General features: G+C 71.0%; 20 protein-coding genes and 1 pseudogene. 12 read left to right on the top strand and 9 right to left on the bottom strand.

Going from position 1 to position 20,451, the window contains the following annotated elements; genetic code table 11:
* Window positions 1-999 (bottom strand): zinc-dependent alcohol dehydrogenase family protein, encoded by a 999-nt coding sequence (locus CACI_RS15850; RefSeq protein ID WP_012787389.1) that lies wholly within the window; start codon window positions 997-999, stop codon window positions 1-3.
* 352 nt (window positions 1,000-1,351) lie between these two features.
* Here CACI_RS15850 and CACI_RS15845 point away from each other — a divergent pair, with 352 nt between their 5' ends.
* The gene (locus CACI_RS15845; protein ID WP_012787388.1) at window positions 1,352-1,816 is read left to right on the top strand and encodes a hypothetical protein; all 465 of its coding nucleotides are present in this window, start codon (window positions 1,352-1,354) and stop codon (window positions 1,814-1,816) included.
* Between the two features lie 160 nt (window positions 1,817-1,976).
* Entirely contained in the window at window positions 1,977-2,714 is a 738-nt protein-coding gene (locus CACI_RS15840) for a class F sortase (protein ID WP_012787387.1), read from the top strand.
* A 10-nt stretch (window positions 2,715-2,724) separates the two neighbouring features.
* On the opposite strand, the gene CACI_RS15835 is transcribed toward CACI_RS15840, so the two are convergent.
* Entirely contained in the window at window positions 2,725-3,831 is a 1,107-nt protein-coding gene (locus CACI_RS15835; protein ID WP_012787386.1) for a sigma-70 family RNA polymerase sigma factor, read from the bottom strand.
* A gap of 183 nt (window positions 3,832-4,014) precedes the next feature.
* Between CACI_RS15835 and CACI_RS15830 the strand changes: the two genes are divergently transcribed.
* Together CACI_RS15830 and CACI_RS15825 are read left to right on the top strand one after the other, a co-directional pair.
* Window positions 4,015-4,314, top strand: coding sequence for a hypothetical protein (locus tag CACI_RS15830; RefSeq protein ID WP_012787385.1), 300 nt, complete (start codon window positions 4,015-4,017; stop codon window positions 4,312-4,314).
* 169 nt (window positions 4,315-4,483) lie between these two features.
* Window positions 4,484-5,596, top strand: coding sequence for an Rv2578c family radical SAM protein (locus CACI_RS15825; RefSeq protein ID WP_012787384.1), 1,113 nt, complete (start codon window positions 4,484-4,486; stop codon window positions 5,594-5,596).
* A gap of 62 nt (window positions 5,597-5,658) precedes the next feature.
* On the opposite strand, the gene CACI_RS15820 is transcribed toward CACI_RS15825, so the two are convergent.
* Together CACI_RS15820 and CACI_RS15815 are read right to left on the bottom strand one after the other, a co-directional pair.
* Window positions 5,659-6,786, bottom strand: coding sequence for a peptidoglycan recognition protein family protein (locus tag CACI_RS15820; RefSeq protein ID WP_012787383.1), 1,128 nt, complete (start codon window positions 6,784-6,786; stop codon window positions 5,659-5,661).
* 409 nt (window positions 6,787-7,195) lie between these two features.
* Window positions 7,196-7,582 (bottom strand): annotated as a pseudogene (locus CACI_RS15815) (DUF5997 family protein); the annotation flags it as partial.
* Window positions 7,583-7,639: 57 nt separating this feature from the next.
* Between CACI_RS15815 and CACI_RS15810 the strand changes: the two are divergent.
* On the top strand, window positions 7,640-8,365 hold the full coding sequence (locus CACI_RS15810) for a LysR family substrate-binding domain-containing protein (RefSeq protein WP_012787381.1): 726 nt from the start codon (window positions 7,640-7,642) through the stop codon (window positions 8,363-8,365).
* 63 nt (window positions 8,366-8,428) lie between these two features.
* Here CACI_RS15810 and CACI_RS15805 read toward each other — a convergent pair whose 3' ends face one another.
* Entirely contained in the window at window positions 8,429-9,424 is a 996-nt protein-coding gene (locus tag CACI_RS15805; protein WP_012787380.1) for an RICIN domain-containing protein, read from the bottom strand.
* A gap of 205 nt (window positions 9,425-9,629) precedes the next feature.
* Between CACI_RS15805 and CACI_RS15800 the strand changes: the two genes are divergently transcribed.
* Window positions 9,630-9,860, top strand: coding sequence for a hypothetical protein (locus tag CACI_RS15800; RefSeq protein WP_041540273.1), 231 nt, complete (start codon window positions 9,630-9,632; stop codon window positions 9,858-9,860).
* Between the two features lie 102 nt (window positions 9,861-9,962).
* Here CACI_RS15800 and CACI_RS15795 read toward each other — a convergent pair whose 3' ends face one another.
* From CACI_RS15795 to CACI_RS15785, 3 genes are all read right to left on the bottom strand, one after another.
* A complete protein-coding gene (locus tag CACI_RS15795; RefSeq protein ID WP_041541796.1) occupies window positions 9,963-11,477 on the bottom strand; it encodes an MFS transporter in 1,515 nt (504 codons plus the stop codon).
* 110 nt (window positions 11,478-11,587) lie between these two features.
* On the bottom strand, window positions 11,588-12,169 hold the full coding sequence (locus tag CACI_RS15790; protein ID WP_012787377.1) for a TetR/AcrR family transcriptional regulator: 582 nt from the start codon (window positions 12,167-12,169) through the stop codon (window positions 11,588-11,590).
* Window positions 12,170-12,381: 212 nt separating this feature from the next.
* Entirely contained in the window at window positions 12,382-13,218 is an 837-nt protein-coding gene (locus CACI_RS15785; protein ID WP_012787376.1) for a TIGR03619 family F420-dependent LLM class oxidoreductase, read from the bottom strand.
* A gap of 202 nt (window positions 13,219-13,420) precedes the next feature.
* Here CACI_RS15785 and CACI_RS15780 point away from each other — a divergent pair, with 202 nt between their 5' ends.
* Entirely contained in the window at window positions 13,421-13,933 is a 513-nt protein-coding gene (locus CACI_RS15780) for a hypothetical protein (protein ID WP_012787375.1), read from the top strand.
* Between the two features lie 85 nt (window positions 13,934-14,018).
* Here the strand turns inward: CACI_RS15780 and CACI_RS15775 are convergent, their stop codons facing one another.
* Window positions 14,019-14,348, bottom strand: a complete 330-nt coding sequence (locus CACI_RS15775) for a VOC family protein (RefSeq protein WP_012787374.1) — start codon at window positions 14,346-14,348, stop codon at window positions 14,019-14,021.
* 166 nt (window positions 14,349-14,514) lie between these two features.
* Between CACI_RS15775 and CACI_RS15770 the strand changes: the two genes are divergently transcribed.
* The 5 genes from CACI_RS15770 (at window position 14,515) to CACI_RS15750 (ending at window position 20,350) form a co-directional block, all read left to right on the top strand.
* On the top strand, window positions 14,515-14,958 hold the full coding sequence (locus tag CACI_RS15770; RefSeq protein WP_012787373.1) for a helix-turn-helix transcriptional regulator: 444 nt from the start codon (window positions 14,515-14,517) through the stop codon (window positions 14,956-14,958).
* 10 nt (window positions 14,959-14,968) lie between these two features.
* Window positions 14,969-15,379 carry a VOC family protein gene (locus CACI_RS15765; protein ID WP_012787372.1) on the top strand — a complete coding sequence of 137 codons (411 nt, stop codon included), beginning with the start codon at window positions 14,969-14,971 and terminating at the stop codon, window positions 15,377-15,379.
* A 26-nt stretch (window positions 15,380-15,405) separates the two neighbouring features.
* On the top strand, window positions 15,406-17,811 hold the full coding sequence (locus CACI_RS15760) for an ATP-binding cassette domain-containing protein (protein ID WP_012787371.1): 2,406 nt from the start codon (window positions 15,406-15,408) through the stop codon (window positions 17,809-17,811).
* 319 nt (window positions 17,812-18,130) lie between these two features.
* Window positions 18,131-19,171 carry an isopenicillin N synthase family dioxygenase gene (locus CACI_RS15755; protein ID WP_012787370.1) on the top strand — a complete coding sequence of 347 codons (1,041 nt, stop codon included), beginning with the start codon at window positions 18,131-18,133 and terminating at the stop codon, window positions 19,169-19,171.
* 177 nt (window positions 19,172-19,348) lie between these two features.
* Window positions 19,349-20,350, top strand: coding sequence for an LLM class flavin-dependent oxidoreductase (locus CACI_RS15750; RefSeq protein ID WP_012787369.1), 1,002 nt, complete (start codon window positions 19,349-19,351; stop codon window positions 20,348-20,350).
* Window positions 20,351-20,451 lie beyond the last annotated feature (101 nt).

Here is a 20,451-nt window from a genome sequence, read left to right as displayed (position 1 = left end):
TTATCCGCCGACGGTGACCACGATCTTCCCGACCTGTGCGTTGGACTCCAGGTACCAATGGGCCTCGGCGATGTCGGCCAGGTCCAGGGTGCGGTCGACGACCGGGCGGAACGCGCCGGAGCGCACCCCGGCGGCCACGAACGCCACGGCGCGCCGCAGGCGTTCGGGATCGCGCGTGGTCTCCAGGACGGTGAAGCTGCGCATGTTCAGCGCGGGCAGCCCGAGGGTCAGGCCCGGGTAGGGCGTCGGCTGTCCGCTGAGCCCGCCGTAGACGAGCAGCGTGCCGCCGGGGGCGACGGCGCGTGCCAGGTCCGTGACGCCGGGACCGGCGACCGCGTCCATCACCAGCTCCACGCCGCGGCCGCCGGTGGCGCGCAGGAGCCGGTCCAGCTGGTTCTCGTGGTCGGTGACGACGACCTCGGCGGCGCCGTGCTTGAGCAGCGCGTCCTTCTTCTCGGCGGTCCGGGTCAGGGCGATCGGGCGCAGGCCGAGGTGGTTGGCGACGTCGATGAGGGCCAGGCCGGCGCTGCTGGAGGCGGCGTTCAGGGCGACGGTGTCGCCGGGGCGCGCGCCGACGGTGTCGGCCAGGGCGCTGTAGGCGGTGAGGTAGGGCATCCAGACCGCGGCGGCGCCGACGGCGTCGAGCCCGTGCGGGCGGTGTACGACGGCTGAGACCGGCACGATCGCCTGCTCGGCGTAGACGGCGTAGTCGTTGTAGGAGAACTGCGGCACGGTGCTGATCTCCTCGCCCGGCGCGAAGCCGGTCACGCCGGGTCCGACGGCCTCGACGACGCCGGCGCACTCGCCGCCGAGCCGCGCGGGAAAGCTGCGCGCCTGCTCGATGTAGATCCCGGCGCGGAACAGTGACTCGGCGCGGTTCAGCCCGATCGCCTGGACGCGGACGCGGATCTCCCCCGGGCCCGGTTCGCCGACCGGCACGTCGACCAGCCGCAGGACTTCGGGACCGCCGTACTCGTGGAAGACGACCGTCGTGGCCATGGCCCACCCCTTTCTCGATGATCATCCGCGCCGGTCTTCGGGCGATCGGCGCGACTCTGGTTCGAAGGCGTGGCGCTCCTCGGCAATTCCCTGCTTCTCCCTGTCGACAGAACTCTGATGGTGCCGACGCAGAGCCCTCACCCGTTCGGCTCTCGGAATCAGCGAACCTTAAGATCACCTGAAACCCCTTGCTGACCTGGGGTTTTCCGGGCCCTGGAGGTGGGTGTCCACGAGTTCGATCATCAGACTTCGCGCATCATCTGCACCGCTTGCGGCTATTGCCCCTTTCGTGACACGGGGATCCCGCAGCGGCGCACCAGGCGCCGCCGCCCGTGGCCGAAAGGGCTGACAGATGCGCTCGATCAAGACCACCGTGACCGCCGCCGCCGTGCTGACCGCGGGCTTCGTGCTCTCCGCGCCGGTGGCACACGCCGCGACCGCGCCGCAGGCCAAGAACACCTGCCACTCCGCGATCGCCACCGCGGAGAAGGCGCGCCACGCCTACGACGCCGCCGCCGCGGACCTGAAGAAGCAGATCGCCGACGGCGGCCACCCCGGCACCGCCGAGGAGAAGAACGTCACCGACCTGATGGCGGCGGCGAAGACCGCGGTGTGGAACGCCGTGCAGAGCTGCAAGGGCATGGAGGACCACCACCGCCGCATGCACATGCACCCGCGCGGCGCGATGCACACCGGTGTGGGCAGCACCAGCCAGGGCGTCAGCGGCGGCGAGATGGCCGGCGGCGTGGGGATCCTGGGCGCGGCCGGCGCCGGCGCGCTGGCGCTGCGCCGCCGTCGCTCCGGCAGCGAGAGCTGAGGCTGCGCCCGGCGCTGCCGGGCGTCGGCGACTGTGCCGCTCGCGGCACTCCTCCTGGTCGAGCGCGCCCCGTGCCCTTGTCTCGGGGCGCGCTGGGACCAGGGTTTTGCTTTTCCCCGGTGGTGAGAACCCCCTGCCAGACCTCTGCGAAGGATGGTCCATGAAGGACGCGGACGACACCCGGCTCGGGATCTCGGCGCGCGGCGTGGTGACGGCCTCGCTGGTCTCGCTCGGACTGTGTGTCGGCGTCGTGCTGGTCGCCGACAGCCTGCGCACGCCGACCCCGCCGCCGCAGCCGGCGGCCTCGCAGGGGTTCGGCAACGCGGCGAACCCGGCTCCGGCCGCGGCGGCCACGGCAGCCGGACCGGCCTTCGACGTCAGCAAGCTCCAGCCGGTCGACATGCCGCCGATGCTCGGACCGGCCACCCCGACCCGGGTCCGCATCCCGGCGATCAACGTCAACGCGCCGCTGACGCGCCTGGCCCTGGACTCCAGCGGCCGCCTGGGCGCTCCGCCGGAGCAGAGCCGCAACCTCGCGGGCTGGTACGGCGACGGCGCGTCGCCCGGCGAGGTCGGCACGGCGGTCATCGCAGGACACGTCGACAACAAGCGGGGCCCGGCGGTGTTCTACAACCTGGGCGCGCTGAAGAAGGGCGCGGAGGTGGACGTCGACCGCTCCGACGGCATGACCGCGGTGTTCACGGTCGACGCCGTCGAGGCTTACGACTCCCGGGCGTTCCCCAGCGACAAGGTGTACGGCGACGCCGCGCGCGCCGAGTTGCGCGTCATCACCTGCGGCGCGGGGTTCGACAAGAAGCACTACGCGTACATGGGGAACGTGGTGGTGTTCGCGCATCTGACGGCGGCGCAGGGGAAGGCCACCGGGACCGGGCAGTAGGGCTCTGATTTCAATCTGGCTCGGGGAAGGTTCGGGGCATTCCGAAGCGCGCCATGACGTCGGTGGTGAAGCTGGTGATGGCGGTGATCTGGTCGCCGGCGGTGGTGAGGACCAGGAAGCAGTGCGCGCGGTGGACGCCGGCGTGCCCATCGGCCAGGTACAGGCCGAAGGCGGGCTGGCCGTTGGCGTGCGTGGGGACCACCCGGTAGCTGCGACCGGGGCGGAAGACGGTGGCGACGAAGATGCGGTGCGCCGTCTCGATGCCGCGGAACTCGATCAGGGCGGGGGGCATGGAGAGCTTCACGTCGGTGACGAGCAGGTCGATCAGGGCGTCCAGGTCGGCGCGTTCCATGGCGTCGGTGAAGCGGGCGACGAGGCGGTGTTCGGCGGCGGGTCTGCGGGCGCCGGGGCTGGCGGTGATGGTGGCGCCGCTGCTGCTGCCGCCGGATTCGGCGAGGTGGTTGAGGTGGTTGTCGACCGTCGCGCGAGCGCGTTTCAGGGCGCTGCTCACCGATTCCTGCGTGGAGTCCAGCATCTGCGCGACCTCGGCGGCGCGGTAGCCCAGGACGTCGCGGAGTACGAGCGCGGCGCGCTGGCGCGGAGGCAGTAGCTGCAGGGCTGTGATGAAGGCCAGGGAGATGGCCTCGGTGGTCTCATAGCGGGCCTCCGGTCCGGGGCGCCGGTCGACGAGATGGTCGAGCAGCACGTCGGGGTAGGGCTCCAGCCAGGGCGGGGCGTCGCCGGCGCCGGTGGGCTCGGGTAGGGCGGCCTCAGGGTGCGGATGCGCGGTGCGGGGGCGCCGGCTGTCGGCGCGCAGCATGCTCAGGCAGCGGTTGGTCGCGATCTGATACAGCCAGGTCCGCAGCGAGGACCGCTCGCCGAACGCGCCGAGATTACGCCAGGCGGACACGAGGGTCTCCTGGAGTGCGTCCTCGGCGTCCTGCAGGGATCCCAGGATGCGGTAGCAGTGCACTTGCAACTCGTGGGAGTGGCCCTGGACCAGGTCGCGGAACGCGTGGTGGTCGCCGGCCCGGGCGCGGGCGATCAAGTCCGCCGGGTCGGTCACGGCGTCTGACTCGGTGTGCGTCACGGTGCCCGTCTCGGTGTCCGTCTCCATCGGCATGCATCCTCGCCTTTCTTCCTTCCGCGAGGCACGTTCGGCTCGCTCATGGATACCGACGCCGCGGGGTCCGCGAATTGGGCGGTGCCGCGGCGCCCAATCGGCGCGAGCCGCGGCGTCTACCCGGTTGGAGGCGATCCCGATCCAGGGCGCGCCCCGCATTCAGAACAGGACCTGATCATGACCGACTACGTTTTCTCCTTTCGCGTGCCCGCCGACTACGCGCCCAACGCCGAGACGCCCGCCGAGTGGCAGGCGTGGTTCGGCGAGCTCGGCCCGGCACTGGTGAACATCGGCCACGCGGTGACCGAGCACGCCGTCCTCGGCGAGATCGGCGGCGCCGGCTCCCGCTTCGTCGCCTACTCGATCGTGGCCGCCGAGGACCTGGACGCCGCGCTGGCGCTGGCCAAGGACTGCCCGGTGCTGCGCGTCGGCGGCGGCGTCGAGGTCGGCCCGGTGATGGCGGTCGCAGGGTCGTGAGCGCTGCCATGGCCTCTCTGACCTCTCTGACCTCTCTGACCTCGATGACCTACGACCTGGCGTGAGGCAGCACGCCGGAGTCCCGGGACGGCGTGCTGCGTCGTCCCGGGATTGAGGGCTGCCGCGCGGGCACTTCGATCTTTCGAACCTATGTTCTATAGTGGCCTGCATGAGATGGTCCGGGCAGCTGATCAGCGGAAACACCGATGCGGGGGATGCGGAGGGGGCTGAGGCTGGCTCCGGGGTGGTGCAGGCGGGGCTCTTTGCGGCGTCGGATACCGTCGTGCGGACGTTTGACACGCCGGGGTTTCGGGGTGCGACGTTCTATGAGGTGCGGGCCAAGTCGGTGCTGAACAAGGTGCCGGGGGCGTCGCCGATGTTCGGGTGGACGATCAATCCGTATCGGGGGTGCGGGCATCGGTGCGTGTATTGCTTCGCGCGGCAGACGCATACGTACCTGGACTTTGATGCCGGGCTGGATTTCGACACGCGGATCGTGGTCAAGGTGAACGCGCCGGAGGTGGTGCGGCGGGAGTTGGCGCGGCCGTCGTGGCGGCATGAGTCGGTGGCGATGGGGACCAATGTCGACTGCTATCAGCGGGCCGAGGGGCGCTACCGGTTGATGCCGGGGATCATCGGGGCGCTGGCTGAGTCCGGGACTCCGTTCTCGATTCTGACCAAGGGCACGCTGATGTTGCGCGATCTTCCGTTGCTCGAAGCTGCCGCGCGGGATGTGCCGGTGAGTCTGGCGATGTCCATCGGGTCGATCGACGAGAGCGTGTGGCGGACCGTGGAGCCGGGGACGCCGAGTCCGGCGCGGCGCCTGGACGCCGTCCGCACGCTCGCCGACGCCGGGCTCGGCTGCTCGGTGCTGATGGCGCCGATCCTGCCGTTCCTCACCGATTCGCCGGAGCAGCTGCGGCGGACGGTCGCGGCGATCGCCGACGCCGGGGCGCGCTCGGTGACGCCGATCGTGCTGCACTTACGCAGCGGTGCGCGCGAGTGGTACTACGAGTGGCTGCAAGCGACCTATCCGCGCCTGGTCCCCCGCTACCGCGCGCTCTACCGCAACGGTTCCTATGCGCCTTCGTGGTATCAGGACCGGATCACCTCGGCAGTGCGCGAATACGCGAAGGCGTATGGGTTGGTCCGTCCGAAGGCGTCAGGTGACGGTGGGGGCGGCGGCCAGGGCGGCAGCTTCCGGAACACGGCAAAGCCCACAGCGCCGGCGGCCGAAATCCAACCCGCGCTGTGGGATGACGAGGAAGTCAGTCCGAGCTGACCATCGGCCTCGCCTGAACCCTCGCCTGAACCCCCGTCGGAACGGTCACCCGAACCGCCCGCCTACCCGAACTCGTGCGCGACGATGCCGCCGGCCGTCGCACACCACGTCTCGGTGTCGACCTTGCCGGTGGGCTCCAGGCCGTGCAGGCGCTGCATGTCCTGCACCGCCTTGTGGGTGTCGTGGTCGAAGTCGCCGCTCTGGGTCAGCGCCGCGCCCTTGTTGATCAGGATGTACTGCAGCGCCTGGACCGCGTTGCCGCTGTCGCCCTGCCGGATCGGGACGCCGAGGGCCTCCCAGGTGGGGTCGGTGACGGTGCCGTCGGAGGCCACGATGGCGCCGATCGCACCCTGCAGATCCTGGACCGCGGCGACGGTCGTCGCGTCGAACACGCCGCTGGTGGGCACCGTGTAGCCCTGATTCAACAGCAGCCACTGCACGACGCGCACCACCGGACCGGCGTTGGAGTCGTAGATGTCCGGCCAGGTGCGGTCCGGGAAGGTGTGCTGACCGATGCCGTGCGCGACGGCGCGGCGCAGGGTGGGGAACTCGCGGTAGAAGGCGACGCCGGGGCAGTCGGTCTCGTTGTAGTCCCAGTGCCCGAAGATGTCGTGCGCGCCGATTCCGTACTGGCGGCAGATGTCGACGCACAGCTTGGTCAGCGACTGGAACTGCACCGGCGGCGGGGTCTCGGTGTAGTACGTGCCCTCGTTCTCGATGCCGATGCCCTGGGAGTTCTCGCCTATGCAGTGCGCGCCCTGGACCTGCTTCGTGCCGGCGGTCAGGGCTTCCAGGCTGCGGTGGCGGCCTTCCAGGACATAGCCGCCGCGGCTGACCGTGAAGTGTTGACCGGTGTCGATCCAGCCGTTCTTGTCCATGTGCAGGTTCTGGATCTCTTGGGCCAGGTGGACGGCCTGGGCGCGGGAGTAGTCCGTGACGTTCGGGAACTCCGTGTGGTGGACGATGATCTTGCGGGTCGTGCCGGCCAGCATCAGGACCGGGGAGGACGAGGGGCGGGCGTCCCAGCCGGCGCAGTCGATGATGAACGACAGGTCGACGGAGCCGTCGGCGGCGGACGCCGAGGACGGCGCGGCGAGCTGGGGCAGGATGCCGAGGCCGGCCGCGGCGGTGGCGCCGAGGCCGGCGCGCAGCGCGGTGCGGCGGGTGAAGGGGCGATCCAGGTGGGGCATCGGGGTCCTCTCGGGCGTGGGGGGGGTCGCCGGTTGAAACCACATGATCCCTTGCGGAGAGTCGCGGAGAGATGTGGATTGTTTTCTACTCTCGGGAGTTCGGCTTGTCCAGAGGGCACGGGCACACGAAAGCCGCCCGGGCTCCCTGGGGAGCGCCGGGCGGCTTGGGGTGATGCGTCAGTGGTGAGTAGTCAGCGCTGGGTTAGCGCTGGGTCATCGCTGGGAGAACATTGAGTCAGAGGCTTGCGATGAGGGCGAGCCGCCGCTCGCGATCGCGGCCGCGGGTTCAGCGCCCGCGGCGCGTCGTGCCGCCCCGCGTACCGCGCGTGCCCTTGCCCTTCGCGCCCCGCGGGTCGTGCGTGCCGGAGCGGGCGGAGGGGCGCTGCGGGGGCGCCGCCGCCTTGTTCGCGGCCTTCTTCTCCTCGGCGGCGGCCTTCTCCTTGACCCGCACCGTCTCGCGGCGGACCTCGGCCTGGATCGCGCGCTCGCTGCGCAGCCACTCCGGCTGGTCGGCCTTGAGGGCGTCGATCTGCGCGGTGGTCAGCGGCTCCTCGACGCCGCCGCGGGACAGGCCCGAGATGGAGATGCCGAGCTTGGCCGCGACCACGGGGCGCGGGTGCGGTCCGTCGCGGCGCAGGTCGCGCAGCCACTCCGGCGGGTCGGCCTGGAGCGCGTCGAGCTCGTCGCGGGAGACGACCCCCTCCTGGAACGCTTCGGGGGTGGCCTCAAGGTATACGCCCAGCTTCTTCGCCGCTGTCGCGGGCTTCATCGTCTGGGTGGACTTCTGCGACGTCATGGGCCCAAGCCTATCGAGGCGCGCGGGGGTGCCGATCTCGGCAGGTACCCTGACCGGGTGACAGGCACGCAGGATTCCCCCCGGTTCCGGCTCGCTTACGTCCCCGGTGTGACGCCGGCGAAGTGGGTGCACACGTGGGGTGAGCGGCTGCCGGGCGTCCCGCTGGACCTGGTCTCCGTGACCGCCGCCGAAGCCGCCGCGACGCTGATCGACGGCGAGGCCGACGCCGGGCTGGTGCGGCTGCCGGTGGACCGGGACAAGCTCAGCGCCATCCCGCTCTACGCCGAGACCACCGTGGTCGTCGTCCCCAAGGACCACGAGCTGACGGCGGTCGAGGAGGTCGCGCTCGAGGAGCTGGACCCCTACATCGTGCAGCACCCGCTGGACGACTGCCTGGAATGGGACAAGCTTCCGGGTCTGCCCGCGATCTCCCGCCCGGAGACCACCGCCGACGCGATCGAGCTGGTCGCCGCCGGGGTCGGGCTGCTGCTGGTACCACAGTCGCTGGCGCGGCTGCACCACCGCAAGGACCTCGTCTTCCGGCCGGTGAACGACGTGCCGCAGTCGCAGGTCGTGCTGTCCTGGCTGGAGGGGCAGACGACCGATCTGGTCGAGGAGTTCATCGGGATCGTGCGGGGGCGGACGGTGAACAGCACGCGGGGACGCGGCGCGCCGGAGCCGGCGGCGAAGACGAAGGCTGCCGCGAAGCCCAAAACGCCATCGAGGGCACCCGCGCGATCCGCGAGGAGTCAGAAGCCCGCCAAGCCTCGCCGCCGGAAGTAAGGACCGGTCCGGCCGGGAACCGGTCCGGCCGATGGAACCGGTCCCCGAGCAGCGCCCCTCAGCTCAATCCCACATCTGGTACCCGTCGCTCGCGCTGCACGTCCCCTGCCAGACCGGCGCACCGCTGGCGTGGTTCGTCCCCTGCACCGCCAGGCACGTCCCGGCGTGGCTGTTCTGCATCAGCGCCTGCGCCTGGCCGTCGACGTTCATCCGGCCGCTACCGAGGAACGAGAACTGCTGGCTGGCGTCGGCGGCGTCGCAGGCCCACTGGACGATCGGCTGGGCGTTGCCGACCTTGGTTCCATCCCAGTCCAGGCAGGTCCCCGTGCCGAGGTTGCGCAGGATCGGCAGCGCTCCGACGCTGGAGACGACCGTCCACTGCTGGTAGTGGTCGCTCGCGTCGCAAGCCCACTGCCGGACCGGCGCGCCGTTGGCGTGGTTTGCACTGTCGGCGTCCAGGCACGTGCCGGCGGCGGAGTCGATGAGCTGGAACGTGAAGCCGCCGGAGACCGCCGATCGCGCGGCGGCGAGGTAGGTCTTCCATGCGCCGGACGCGAAGGTGGTCCAGGGCTTCCAGTCGGTGCCGTGGTTGGAGATGTTCCAGGCCGAGTTGGCGTTGCACTGGATCTGGAAGGCGCAGGAATCGGAGACTTCGGAGTGGTAGTAGCTGTTCATCTGCCACAGGCCTCGGTCGCGCGAACCGCCGGAGTTGACGTTCACCGCGCTCGGGCTGCAGCTGGACTCCGCCATGGCCACCGCGATCGCGACGACGATCTGCGGCTCCTGGCCCAGCGAGGTGGCGACCGTGCGGTTGAAGGAGAAGCCCGCCTTGGCGGCGACCTTCGCGCACATGATCGTCGAGGCGGGAGCCTTGGCGTGGTTCAGACCGGCGGTGTGCGGGGAGCGGTGCGTGCCGCCGTCGGCGTGGCGGGAGGCGGCGGCGTGGGCGGGGGTGGCCGTCGTCGCGGTCGCCGTCGAAGTAGCGGCCAGGACCAGACCGAGGCCGAGCAGCGCGGCCGTGGCGCCCCGGACCCGGCCGGGGTGTCGGAGGATGCGCAAGGTCCACCTGCTTTCTCGGGACACGGCGTCAGCGGCACCGATGAATACGAGGTCTGATATCAAGTCTATGGTTCCCGACCTGCGAAACCGCCGAAGATCGCGCCGCCGACCCGGCCGTGGCGCGGCCGGGGGGCGAACGCCTGGCGTACAGGTGGCGGACCGAGGTGCACAGCCCGGCCCGGCGTGGTCTGCTGGAGGCGAGGCGGTGATCGCGATGGTGTACGTCGTCTACCTGCAGGGCGGCCCCGAACCCCTCGGGGTGCGTACGGACAACCGCGTCGTGACCACGACCGAGGCGGTTCCGGAGATGAAGGTGCCGTGCGAGGGCGGGGTGGGGCTCTGGCGCTACGCCGAGGAGCACATCACCATCGGCACGGGCCAGGCCGCGGTGTTCGAGTTCGTGCGGATGGAGGACGAGGACCCGGCGCCGGTCTGACAGCGTGACGGCAGCCGCTGCGGCGCACGAATGACGGCCGGGGTTCGGCGGGAAGATTCCCGCCGAACCCCGGCCGTCAGCAGTCGCGGACGCCCGCGCCGGTCAGCCCATGTGGACGGCGCCGCCGGTGGGCAGGTCGTCCTTGCGGGCCTTGACCAGGGTGGCGACCACCAGCGTGGCGGCGCCGAGGATGGCGGCGCTCCAGATGAAGGCGGTCACGTAGCCGTGGACCGAGGCCTGCGCGATGAGCAGGGACTGGTTCGTGGCGTGGGCGGCGTGGGAGCCGAGGTAGTTCGTCGTGGCGGTGGTCGCGAACGTCACCAGCATCGCGGTGCCCAGGGCGCCGCCGATCTGCTGCGTGGTGTTCACCAGCGCCGAGGCCACGCCGGCGTCGTGGTCGGCGACGCCGATCAGCGAGGTCGAGGACAGCGGGACGAAGAACAGCCCGATGCCGAAGGACATCACCAGCTCGGCCGGGACGACGTGGGTGAGGTAGGAGGTGTCCACCCCGATGCCGGTGAACAGCACCATGCCGAGCGTCGCCAGGCCGAAGCCGACGGCCATCAGGACGCGCGGGCCGATGCGCGGCAGGAAGCGGGTGGCCACGCCGGCGCCGGCGATCACGCCGAAGGTGAAGGGCAGGAAGGCGAAGCCCGACTTCAGCGCCGAGTAGCCCAGGATCTGCTGCAGGTAGTAGGTCAGGAAGATGAAGACCCCGAACATGCCCACGCCCATCAGCAGGGAGCTGAGGAACGAGCCGCCCCGGTTGCGGTCCAGGATGACGCGCATCGGCAGCAGCGGGTGCGAGGTGCGCAGCTCGATGACCAGGAACGCGACCAGCAGCGCCAGGCCCGCGGCGAGCAGGCTCAGGGTGGTCGCCGAGCCCCAGCCGTCGGTGTTGGCCTTGTTGAAGCCGTAGACCAGCGCGGCCAGTCCGGCGGTGGAGGTCAGGGCGCCGGGGATGTCGTACTTGGTGTTGCCGGCGGCCTTGCTCTCGGTCAGCACGCGGGAGGCGAAGAAGGCGGCGACGACCGCGATCGGCACGTTCACCAGCAGCGTCCAGCGCCAGGAGGCGTACTCGGTGAGCACACCGCCCATGATCAGACCGATGGCGGTGCCGCCGCCGGCGATGGCGCCGTAGACGCCGAACGCCCGGGCGCGCTCCTTCTCCTCGGTGAAGGTGACGGTCAGCAGCGACAGCGCGGCCGGCGCCATCAGCGCGCCGAACACGCCCTGCACGGCGCGGGCGCCGAAGAGCATCGCCTCGTTGGTCGCGGCGCCGCCCAGGGCGGAGGCCGCGGCGAAGCCGAGCAGGCCGATGACGAAGGCCCGCTTGCGGCCGGTGTAGTCGGCCACGCGGCCGCCGAGCAGCAGCATCGAGCCGAAGGCCAGCGCGTAGGCGGTGATGACCCACTGCTTGTTCACATCGGATATGTGCAGGTTGCGCTGCATCGTCGGCAGCGCGATGTTCACGATCGTGCCGTCGAGCACGATCATCAGCTGGGCGACGGCGATCAGGACCAGGGCGGCCCAGCGGCGCGGGTTCAGCGCCGGGGTCCCGGTCTCGGCGCCCGCGCCGGTACCGGCCGGCTGCAAGCTTTCTGTGGTGGTTGACATGCGCTTCTTCTCGCTTTCGACGGGCTGGCCGGTTTTCGGCAGCACTCGATCGACGCGCGGCCCCCTCGAGTCGCGCGAGCCTGGGGTTCTGTGGGGCTGGTCCGCTCCGCCTAGTGGCCGCGGACCATCAATGGGATGAGGATGTCGTCGGTCAAGTGAACCAGGAACGCCTCGTCGATGTGCTCGGCGTTGAGGAAGATCCGCATGAACATCACCGCCGGGGCGACCTCGGGGAACACGGTCGGATCGGTGTCGGCGGGCAGCTCGCCCCGGGCGATCGCCCGGTCCAGCATGCGCCGCGTGACCTCCTGCTTGTCCTCGAGCATCGAGGCCCGCACGACGCGCGCCAGCTCGGGGTCCTTCTGCACCGCGGCGACCAGGCCGGCCATCAGCTGGCCCAGCTCGCCGGACATCAGGTCGCGCATGGCGGTCAGCGTGGCGAGCACGTCGCCGCGCAGACTGCCGGTGTCCACCTCGTCGGTGAGGTCGGCCTGCTCATAACAGCGGACGGCGTCCACGACCAGCTCGGCTTTGCCGGGCCAGTGCCGGTACAGGGTCGCCTTGCTGGCCTTGGCGCGGGAGGCGACGGCGTCCAGCCGCAGCGCCTCGTAGCCGTGCTCGGCCAGCAGGTCCAGCGTGGCACCGAGGATGGCCTGCTCCCGCTCGGGATCGAGCTTGGGCCCGGCTTCCATGGCCGCTCCTTTCGGCGGGGGGGTACGGCGCGCTCGCGAGGCTCGCCGTACGGCATGGTGTACGAAACTGTTTCGTACAGTAGCACGCTTCGCGCGCGAAACGAAACTGTTTCGTACACCAGCAGGGCCGTGCGGAGGGTGACCTTCGTCACCCGGGAATGACCTGGTCAGACGCATCCAGGTCTTGGCAGTCCCGAGCCGGCTCTGCCCGGTCAGATGAGCTCAGCGGCCCACCCCAGCACGTCCGGCAGCGCGGCGGCGTCCACCGGCGCCCACAGCGAGCACGAGCTCACCCCGGCCTCCTCCAGCCGGCCGAGTTCGTCCACGATGCTCTCCCGGCTCGGCTGGTCCCCGCCGAGCAGCGCGCCCGGGGACTTGCCGGACAGCTCGAAGCCGGGCGGCAGCAGCATCGAGACGACGGTCAGCCCGAGGGAGTCCGGGTCGCGGTCGGTGCCCTCGGCGAGCTGCGCGATCCGCGCGCGGGCGGCGGTGACGGCGTCGGGGTCGCCGGAGCCGTGCCAGGCGTCGCCGAACCGCAGGGCCCTGCGAAGGGCGGCGTCGCTGGTGCCGCCGATCCAGACCGGCGGACCGTCCGGGGTGCGGGGCGGCATGCCGAGCGAGACCTCTGATTCGCCGCGCCACAGGGCACGCATGGTGGCCAGGCCGGCGTCGGTGCGCTTGCCGCGCTCGGTGAAGGGCACGCCGACGGCGTCGAACTCAGCGCGGTCCCACCCTGTGCCGACGCCCAGGACGAGGCGTCCGCCGCTGAGCGCGTCCAGGGTCGCCGCCTGGTGCGCGACGACGAGCGGCTCGTACAGCGGGGCGATCAGGATGCTGGTGGCCACGCGGACGCGGGAGGTGGCGCCGGCGACCGCGGACAACAGCACCATGGGGTCCGGGGACAGGCCGAGGTCGCCGGCGAGCAGGTGTGTGCCGGCGATGACGTGCTCGAAGCCGAGGCTCTCGATCAGGCGGGCGGTGTCCAGGACCCCGGCGAGATCGGCGGGGTCGGTGGGCCACAGGCGGTGGGGCGCGAATCCGATGTGCATGGCGGAAGCCTAGGCAGGGGTGGCGCGTCTACGGCGTGTGAGAGCACTGGATCACCCCGCTGGCTGAACTCCGTCAGACCCGTGCCGACCAGCCAGGAATCCGTTGACGACACCGAAGGCGCGGTTCTAGTTTCCACCCTGCTTTCTCGTCGAACCGCCGAACCGCCCCGTGTTTTCAGCGCTCTGATTCAGGAGGCCTCCCATGCTCAGCTCCCCCACCGTGCGACGGCTCGCCGTCGCCGCCACGGTCGCGCTCGGCGCGGCGCTCGTGCCCGCGGTCACCGCGGGTGCCGCCGCCCAGGACCCGATCCAGGACCCGCTGCCCATCACGCCGAACACGTCCTTCATCGGCCTGGTCAACGGCAAGGCCGCGGACGCGGTCATCACCGTCGTGTGCCCGGGACCGGTCAGCTCGACCTCCGTGGGACACCCGGTCTCCGGGCAGACCGCCGAGGTGCGCAGCATCGTGCCGCCGGTGACGGCGCCGGGCGGCTTCACCGGCAGTGCCGGACGCGAGATCGTCGCCGGCTTCAGCCCGGCGTCGACGGCGGCGCAGAACATCGTGTTCACGTCCTACTTCGCCCCGGCCAAGATCCCCACGACGTGGTGGGTGCCGTGCGGCGGCACGGCCACGATGACCTTCGTGCCGCTGCCGACGAGCCCGACGGCGCGGAGCTACACGCTGACGGTCGCGTTCGCGAACATCGCGTACTGACGACGCCGCGGCCCTCGCGCCGCGCTGTCGGGGCGCGGCACTCGCACCGCGCCCCGACGCTCGCCGCCGAAGGGCTCCGCCGATCTCACTCGCCGCGCAGCCCGATCGCGTTCCCGTCCTTGTCCAGCAGCACGCAGACCCGCGCCCCCGGCGCCACCTGCCGCGGCGCGTCGCGCTCGGTGGCGCCGGCGGCGAGCAGCTTCTCGCGCGCGCCGTCGAGGTCCTCGACGTCGGTGTACGCCACCGGCCCGCCGGAGACGTCGCCCGGCGTGAGCGAGACCTCGAAGCCGCCGGCGTCGTAGCCGACGTAGTAGGGCGTGTCGGTGTGCGGGTCGCCGTACAGCGCGGTGTAGACCGCCTTGGCGGCGTCGAGGTCGGAGACCGGGATCACCTGGCTGCGGATCGCTGTGGTCATGGGAAGTCCTTCCGGGCTGGGCGGCGGGTCGCGGTTGGTTACGTTGGTTCCGTTGGTTCTGGTGGTTCCGTATCGGAAGCTACAGGGGTGTGCGGGGCGCGCGAGGGAAAAGCCGTCCGTCCAGGTGAAACGGCACTTGTCACTCCCCTCCCCTACGATCGAACCCATGACCGCACCGCCCACCCCCGCCGAGCGCCTCGCCGACCTCGCCCGCCTGCGCCGGGTGCGCGACCGCGTCGACCGCGAGTACGCGCAGCCGCTCGACGTCGAGGCGTTGGCGCGCGGGGAGCACATGTCGGCGGGGCATCTGAGCCGGGAGTTCAAGGCCGCCTATGGGGAGTCGCCGTACTCCTATCTCATGACGCGGCGGATCGAGCGGGCCATGGCGATGCTGCGGCGAGGCGATCTGACGGTCACCGAGGTGTGCTTCGCGGTCGGGTGCTCCTCGTTGGGGACGTTCAGTACGCGCTTCGCCGAGTTGGTCGGGATGCCGCCGAGCGAGTACAAGCGGGTGTCCGCCTTCGCCGGTGCGGGGCTGCCTTCGTGCGTGTCCGCGCGGGTGACGCGACCGATCAGGATTCGAGAAGCCCGGCTCGGGGCGCTCACCTAGGGTGATGGGCATGGACCTCAGCATTCACGCCAGTTTCCTGCCGCACGCCGACGCCGACGAGTCGGTGGCCTTCTACCGGGACGTGCTCGGCTTCGAGGTACGCAAGGACGTCGGATTCAACGGGATGCGGTGGGTCACCGTCGGGCCGGCCGGACAGCCGGGGACCTCGGTGGTGCTGTACCCGCCGAGCGCCGATCCGGGAGTGACCGAGGCGGAGCGGCAGACCGTGGCCGAGATGATGGCCAAGGGCACGTACGCTGTGATCCTTCTCGCCACCACCGATGTGGACGGGACGTTCGACCGGCTGCAGGCGCACGACGCGGAGGTCGTGCAGGAGCCGACGGACCAGCCCTACGGGGTGCGGGACTGCGCGTTCCGGGACCCGGCCGGGAACTTGATCCGCATCCAGCAGCAGAAGTGACGCCCAGGCACTGAGGAGAAGCACGCATGGCCGCCAAGACCAGCACCGGCGAGCAGGCCGCTACCGCCGACGCCCCGCACGCCGCCGACAGCCACGACCTGATCCGGGTCCACGGCGCCCGCGTGAACAACCTCAAGGACGTCAGCATCGAGCTGCCCAAGCGCCGCCTGACCGTCTTCACCGGCGTCTCCGGCTCGGGCAAGAGCTCGCTGGTCTTCGGCACGATCGCGGCGGAGTCGCAGCGGCTGATCAACGAGACCTACAGCGCCTTCGTGCAGGGCTTCATGCCCACGCAGTCGCGGCCCGACGTGGACGTCCTGGACGGGCTGACCACCGCGATCATCGTGGACCAGCAGCGCATGGGCGGCGACCCGCGCTCCACGGTCGGCACGGCGACCGACGCCAACGCGATGCTGCGCATCCTGTTCAGCCGGCTCGGCACGCCGCACATCGGCTCGGCGAAGGCCTTCTCCTTCAACACTGCCTCGATCAGCGGCGCCGGCGCCGTCACGATGGAGAAGGGCGGCCAGACCGTCCGGGAGAAGCGCAGCTTCAGCGTCATCGGCGGCATGTGCCCGCGCTGCGAGGGCCGCGGCTCGGTCAGCGACATCGACCTGGCCGAGCTGTACGACGAGTCCAAGTCGGTCAACGACGGCGCGATCACCGTGCCCGGCTACTCCGGCGGCGGGTGGAACTCGCGGCTGTACGCCGAATCGGGGTTCTTCGACCCGGACAAGCCGGTGAAGAAGTTCACCAAGAAGGAGCTGCACGACTTCCTGCACCGGGAGCCGACGCGGATGAAGATCGCGGGCATCAACATGACCTACGAAGGTCTGATCCCGCGCATCCAGAAGTCGATGCTGTCCAAGGAGCGGGAGTCGCTGCAGCCGCACATCCGGGCGTTCGTGGACCGCGCGGTCACGTTCACGACGTGCCCGGACTGCGACGGCACGCGGCTGTCGGAGGGCGCGCGGTCCTCGAAGATCAAGGGGATCAGCATCGCCGACGCCTGCGAGATGCAGATCAGCGACCTGGCCGCGTGGGTGCGCGGGCTCTCCGAGCCGTCGGTGGCGCCGCTGCTGGCCGCACTGTCGCAGACCCTTGACTCCTTCGTCGAGATCGGCCTGGGCTACCTGTCGCTGTCGCGCTCCTCCGGCACGCTGTCCGGCGGGGAGGCGCAGCGGGTGAAGATGATCCGGCATCTCGGCTCCTCGCTGACCGACGTCACCTACGTCTTCGACGAGCCCACCGTCGGGCTGCACCCGCACGACATCCAGCGGATGAACGAGCTGCTGCTGCGGCTGCGCGACAAGGGCAACACGGTGCTGGTCGTGGAGCACAAGCCCGAGATGATCGCGATCGCCGACCACGTCGTCGACCTCGGTCCCAGCGCGGGCTCCGGCGGCGGCGCGGCGTGCTTCGAGGGGACGATCGACGGGCTGCGGGGCAGCAACACCGTCACCGGACGCCATCTGGACGACCGTGCGGCGCTGAAGAAGCAGACGCGCGAGGCCAAGGGCGCGCTGGAGATCCGCGGCGCGTCGGCGAACAACCTGCGGGACGTGGACGTCGACATCCCGCTCGGGGTGCTGGTGGTCGTCACCGGCGTCGCCGGGTCGGGCAAGAGCTCGCTGATCCACGGCTCGGTGACCAAGCACCTGCACGAGGGCGTCGTCTCGATCGACCAGAGCCCGATCCGCGGCTCGCGGCGCAGCAACCCGGCCACGTACACCGGGCTGCTGGAGCCGATCCGCAAGGCGTTCGCCAAGGCCAACGGCGTGAAGCCGGCACTATTCAGCGCGAACTCCGAGGGCGCCTGCCCGACCTGCAACGGCGCCGGGGTGGTGTACACCGACCTGGCGATGATGGCCGGGGTCGCGACGGTCTGCGAGGAGTGCGAGGGCAAGCGCTACCAGGCCGAGGTGCTGAAGTACGAGTTCGGCGGCCTGGACATCGCCTCGGTGCTGGCGCTGTCGGTGCAGGAGGCGGAGGCGTTCTTCGCCGACGGCGAGGCGAAGCTGCCGGCCGCGCACAAGATCCTGGCGCGGCTGTCCGACGTGGGACTGGGTTATCTGAGCCTGGGGCAGCCGCTGACCACGCTGTCCGGCGGCGAGCGCCAGCGGCTGAAGCTGGCCGTGGCGATGGCCGAGGACGGCGGGGTGTACGTGCTCGACGAGCCGACCTCCGGGCTGCACCTGGCCGACGTCGAGCAGCTGCTCGGGCTGCTGGACCGGCTGGTGGAGGCCGGCAAGTCGGTGGTGGTCATCGAGCACCACCAGGCGGTGATGGCGCACGCGGACTGGATCGTGGACCTGGGACCGGGCGCCGGGCACGACGGCGGGCGCGTGGTGTTCACCGGGACGCCGGCGGATCTGGTCGCCAAGCGCTCCACGCTGACCGGACAGCATCTGGCGGAGTACGTCGGGGCGTGAAAAACGCGCCACCCGAGATCGTGTTCGGCGAGCGAACGGTCGGCGACGGATTCCGCTCCTGGGCTTTCGCCTGGTTAGCACGAGCCGGAGCTCTCAGGCCTGACCAGGGACCGAAGTACCCTGATACTGCCCTACCTTAGGGACGTTATAGTTACGAAGTATCCGTTTCCTGCGCACCGGGAGGCGCTGGGGAAAGCATGCCGGATCGGCGCGGCCGGTGTCGACCGGATTCCCCGGCGCGGGATGCCTGCGCCACCCGGCATCACCTGACCAGCGGATTCGCCGAACGGCCGGTCCGAGCGGGGCGTATTACCGTGGAATGGTGACGCACGAGCTCGGCACCGATCCCGGTCTTCCGGTCGATCCCGGTCTGCCGGTCGTCGACCTGTCGAAGGCCGACGGGTCGGAGGCGGAGCGGGCCGCGCTGCACGAGGCGCTGCGCACGGCGGCCACCGAGGTCGGCTTCTTCCAGCTGGTCGGGCACGGCATCACCGAGAGTGAGACCGCCGCGCTCAACGACGCGATGCGCTCCTTCTTCGCCCTGCCGCACGCCGACCGCCTGGCGGTCAGCAACCTCAACTCCCCGCACTTCCGCGGCTACACCGGCACCGGCGACGAGCAGACCGCCGGCGCGCGGGACTGGCGGGACCAGATGGACATCGGGCTGGAGCTGCCGCCGCACGTGCCGGGCGCCGGGGAGCCGGCGTACTGGTGGCTGCAAGGGCCCAACCAGTGGCCGGCGAGGCTGCCCCAGTTGCGGGCGGCGACGCTGGGCTGGATCGACAAGCTCAGCGCGATCTCCCGGCGGCTGCTGCACGAGCTGCTGGCCTCGATCGGCGCGCGCCCGGATTTCTACGACGCCGCCTTCGCCGGGCATCCGCATCTGCGGCTGAAGCTGGTGCGCTATCCCGGTACCGCTCCGGACGGCGCGGGTCAGGGCGTCGGGATGCACAAGGACTACGGCTTCATCACGCTGTTGCTGCAGGACTCGGTCGGCGGGCTGCAGGTGGCGCGGGCGGACGGGACGTTCCTGGACGTGCCGCCGATGCCGGGGGCGTTCGTGGTGAACCTCGGCGAGCTGCTGGAGGTGGCGACCGACGGGTATCTGAAGGCGACGAGCCACCGGGTGGTCAGCCCCCCGAGGGCGCGGGAGCGGTTCTCGGTGCCGTTCTTCTTCAACCCGCGGCTGGACGCGCACATCGAGCCGCTGGAGTTCCCGCACGCGCACCACGCGCCCGGCGCCGACGACGATCCGTCGAACCCGCTGTACGCGGAGTTCGGACGCAACGAGCTGAAGGGGTATCTGCGGGCGCATCCGGAGGTGACGAGGAAGTTCCATCCGGATCTGGCGACGGTGTAGGGGAATCTACGACCGGCTGCGGCCGTGTGAGACCGCGTAACAGGCAGCAGCTGGGAATGCCACCTGCTGCGTGCGCGTTGTCCGAGGTCGCATGCAAGCAGATGTCGCACATCCGCAGACACAGATCGCACGGGGCGGCGCACGCCAGCCGAACGCGCTCGCCGGAGACGAGGATCCATGAAGTACTCCCTGCTCGACGTCGCCGCGGTCGCCCCCGGCGAGCATCCCGGCGAGGCGCTGCACGGAGCCGTGCCGCTGGCGCGGGCCGCCGAGCGCGGCGGGTACGAGCGCGTCTGGTACGCCGAGCACCACAACATGCCGGCGATCGCCTCCGCGGCCACGAGCGTGCTGATCGCGCACGTCGCGGCGAACACCGAGCGCATCCGCCTCGGCGCCGGCGGCGTGATGCTGCCGAACCACTCGCCGCTGGTCATCGCCGAGCAGTTCGGGACGCTCGCGGCGCTGCACCCGGACCGCATCGACCTGGGGCTGGGGCGCGCGCCGGGCTCGGACCAGGCGACGATGCGGGCGTTGCGGCGCCACGCGGAGTCGGCGGACACCTTCCCGCAGGACGTGCTGGAGCTGCAGGGTTTCCTGTCCGGGCAGAGCCGCATCCCCGGGGTGCGGGCGACGCCGGGCGACGGGTCGAACGTGCCGCTGTACATCCTGGGCTCCTCGCTGTTCGGCGCGCAGCTGGCGGCGGCGCTGGGGCTGCCGTACGCGTTCGCCTCGCACTTCGCGCCGGACGCGCTGGCGGCGGCCACCGAGCTGTACCGCGCGGAGTTCCGGCCGAGCCCGGGGCATCCGGAGCCGTACCTGATCGTGGCGGCGAACCTGATCGCGGCGGACACCGAGGAAGAGGCGGACGTGCAGTACCAGGCGGCGCTGCGGTGGCGGGCGCAGCGGTTCCTGGTGCGCGGGAACACCGAGCTCAGCGACGATGAGCTGGACCAGGTGCTCGCCACACCGGGTGGGGATCACGTGAAGGGCATGATGCGGGTCACCGCGGTCGGGACGCCGAAGCAGGCCGTGGACTACATCGAGCGGCTGGCCGAGCGCACGGTCGCCGACGAGGTGATCCTGGCTCCGGCCTCGCCGAAGCGGGCCGAGCGGATCCGGGCGGTGGAGTTGGTGCCGGCGCCGGCGGTGGACGCGCGGTCTGCGTTGCAGGCTTCGTAGGGCGCCCGCGAGCCGGACGGATGGGCTCGTGAGCGGTGGTTGTCATCCCCGGTAGCCCGAACGGCGAGCCCGGGCGACGCACCGAAACGGCCCATCCGGCT

Source organism: Catenulispora acidiphila DSM 44928 (assembly GCF_000024025.1).
Taxonomy (GTDB): Bacteria; Actinomycetota; Actinomycetes; order Streptomycetales; family Catenulisporaceae; genus Catenulispora; species Catenulispora acidiphila.
This window is presented reverse-complemented; position numbering and strand designations above follow the sequence as displayed.

Coding starts and splice junctions, on each gene's coding strand:
- CACI_RS15850 (WP_012787389.1), bottom strand. CDS start 999: ATGGCCACGACGGTCGTCTTCCACGAGTACGGCGGTCCCGAAGTCCTG.
- CACI_RS15845 (WP_012787388.1), top strand. CDS start 1,352: ATGCGCTCGATCAAGACCACCGTGACCGCCGCCGCCGTGCTGACCGCG.
- CACI_RS15840 (WP_012787387.1), top strand. CDS start 1,977: ATGAAGGACGCGGACGACACCCGGCTCGGGATCTCGGCGCGCGGCGTG.
- CACI_RS15835 (WP_012787386.1), bottom strand. CDS start 3,831: ATGGAGACGGACACCGAGACGGGCACCGTGACGCACACCGAGTCAGAC.
- CACI_RS15830 (WP_012787385.1), top strand. CDS start 4,015: ATGACCGACTACGTTTTCTCCTTTCGCGTGCCCGCCGACTACGCGCCC.
- CACI_RS15825 (WP_012787384.1), top strand. CDS start 4,484: ATGAGATGGTCCGGGCAGCTGATCAGCGGAAACACCGATGCGGGGGAT.
- CACI_RS15820 (WP_012787383.1), bottom strand. CDS start 6,786: ATGCCCCACCTGGATCGCCCCTTCACCCGCCGCACCGCGCTGCGCGCC.
- CACI_RS15795 (WP_041541796.1), bottom strand. CDS start 11,477: ATGTCAACCACCACAGAAAGCTTGCAGCCGGCCGGTACCGGCGCGGGC.
- CACI_RS15790 (WP_012787377.1), bottom strand. CDS start 12,169: ATGGAAGCCGGGCCCAAGCTCGATCCCGAGCGGGAGCAGGCCATCCTC.
- CACI_RS15785 (WP_012787376.1), bottom strand. CDS start 13,218: ATGCACATCGGATTCGCGCCCCACCGCCTGTGGCCCACCGACCCCGCC.
- CACI_RS15780 (WP_012787375.1), top strand. CDS start 13,421: ATGCTCAGCTCCCCCACCGTGCGACGGCTCGCCGTCGCCGCCACGGTC.
- CACI_RS15775 (WP_012787374.1), bottom strand. CDS start 14,348: ATGACCACAGCGATCCGCAGCCAGGTGATCCCGGTCTCCGACCTCGAC.
- CACI_RS15770 (WP_012787373.1), top strand. CDS start 14,515: ATGACCGCACCGCCCACCCCCGCCGAGCGCCTCGCCGACCTCGCCCGC.
- CACI_RS15765 (WP_012787372.1), top strand. CDS start 14,969: ATGGACCTCAGCATTCACGCCAGTTTCCTGCCGCACGCCGACGCCGAC.
- CACI_RS15760 (WP_012787371.1), top strand. CDS start 15,406: ATGGCCGCCAAGACCAGCACCGGCGAGCAGGCCGCTACCGCCGACGCC.
- CACI_RS15755 (WP_012787370.1), top strand. CDS start 18,131: ATGGTGACGCACGAGCTCGGCACCGATCCCGGTCTTCCGGTCGATCCC.
- CACI_RS15750 (WP_012787369.1), top strand. CDS start 19,349: ATGAAGTACTCCCTGCTCGACGTCGCCGCGGTCGCCCCCGGCGAGCAT.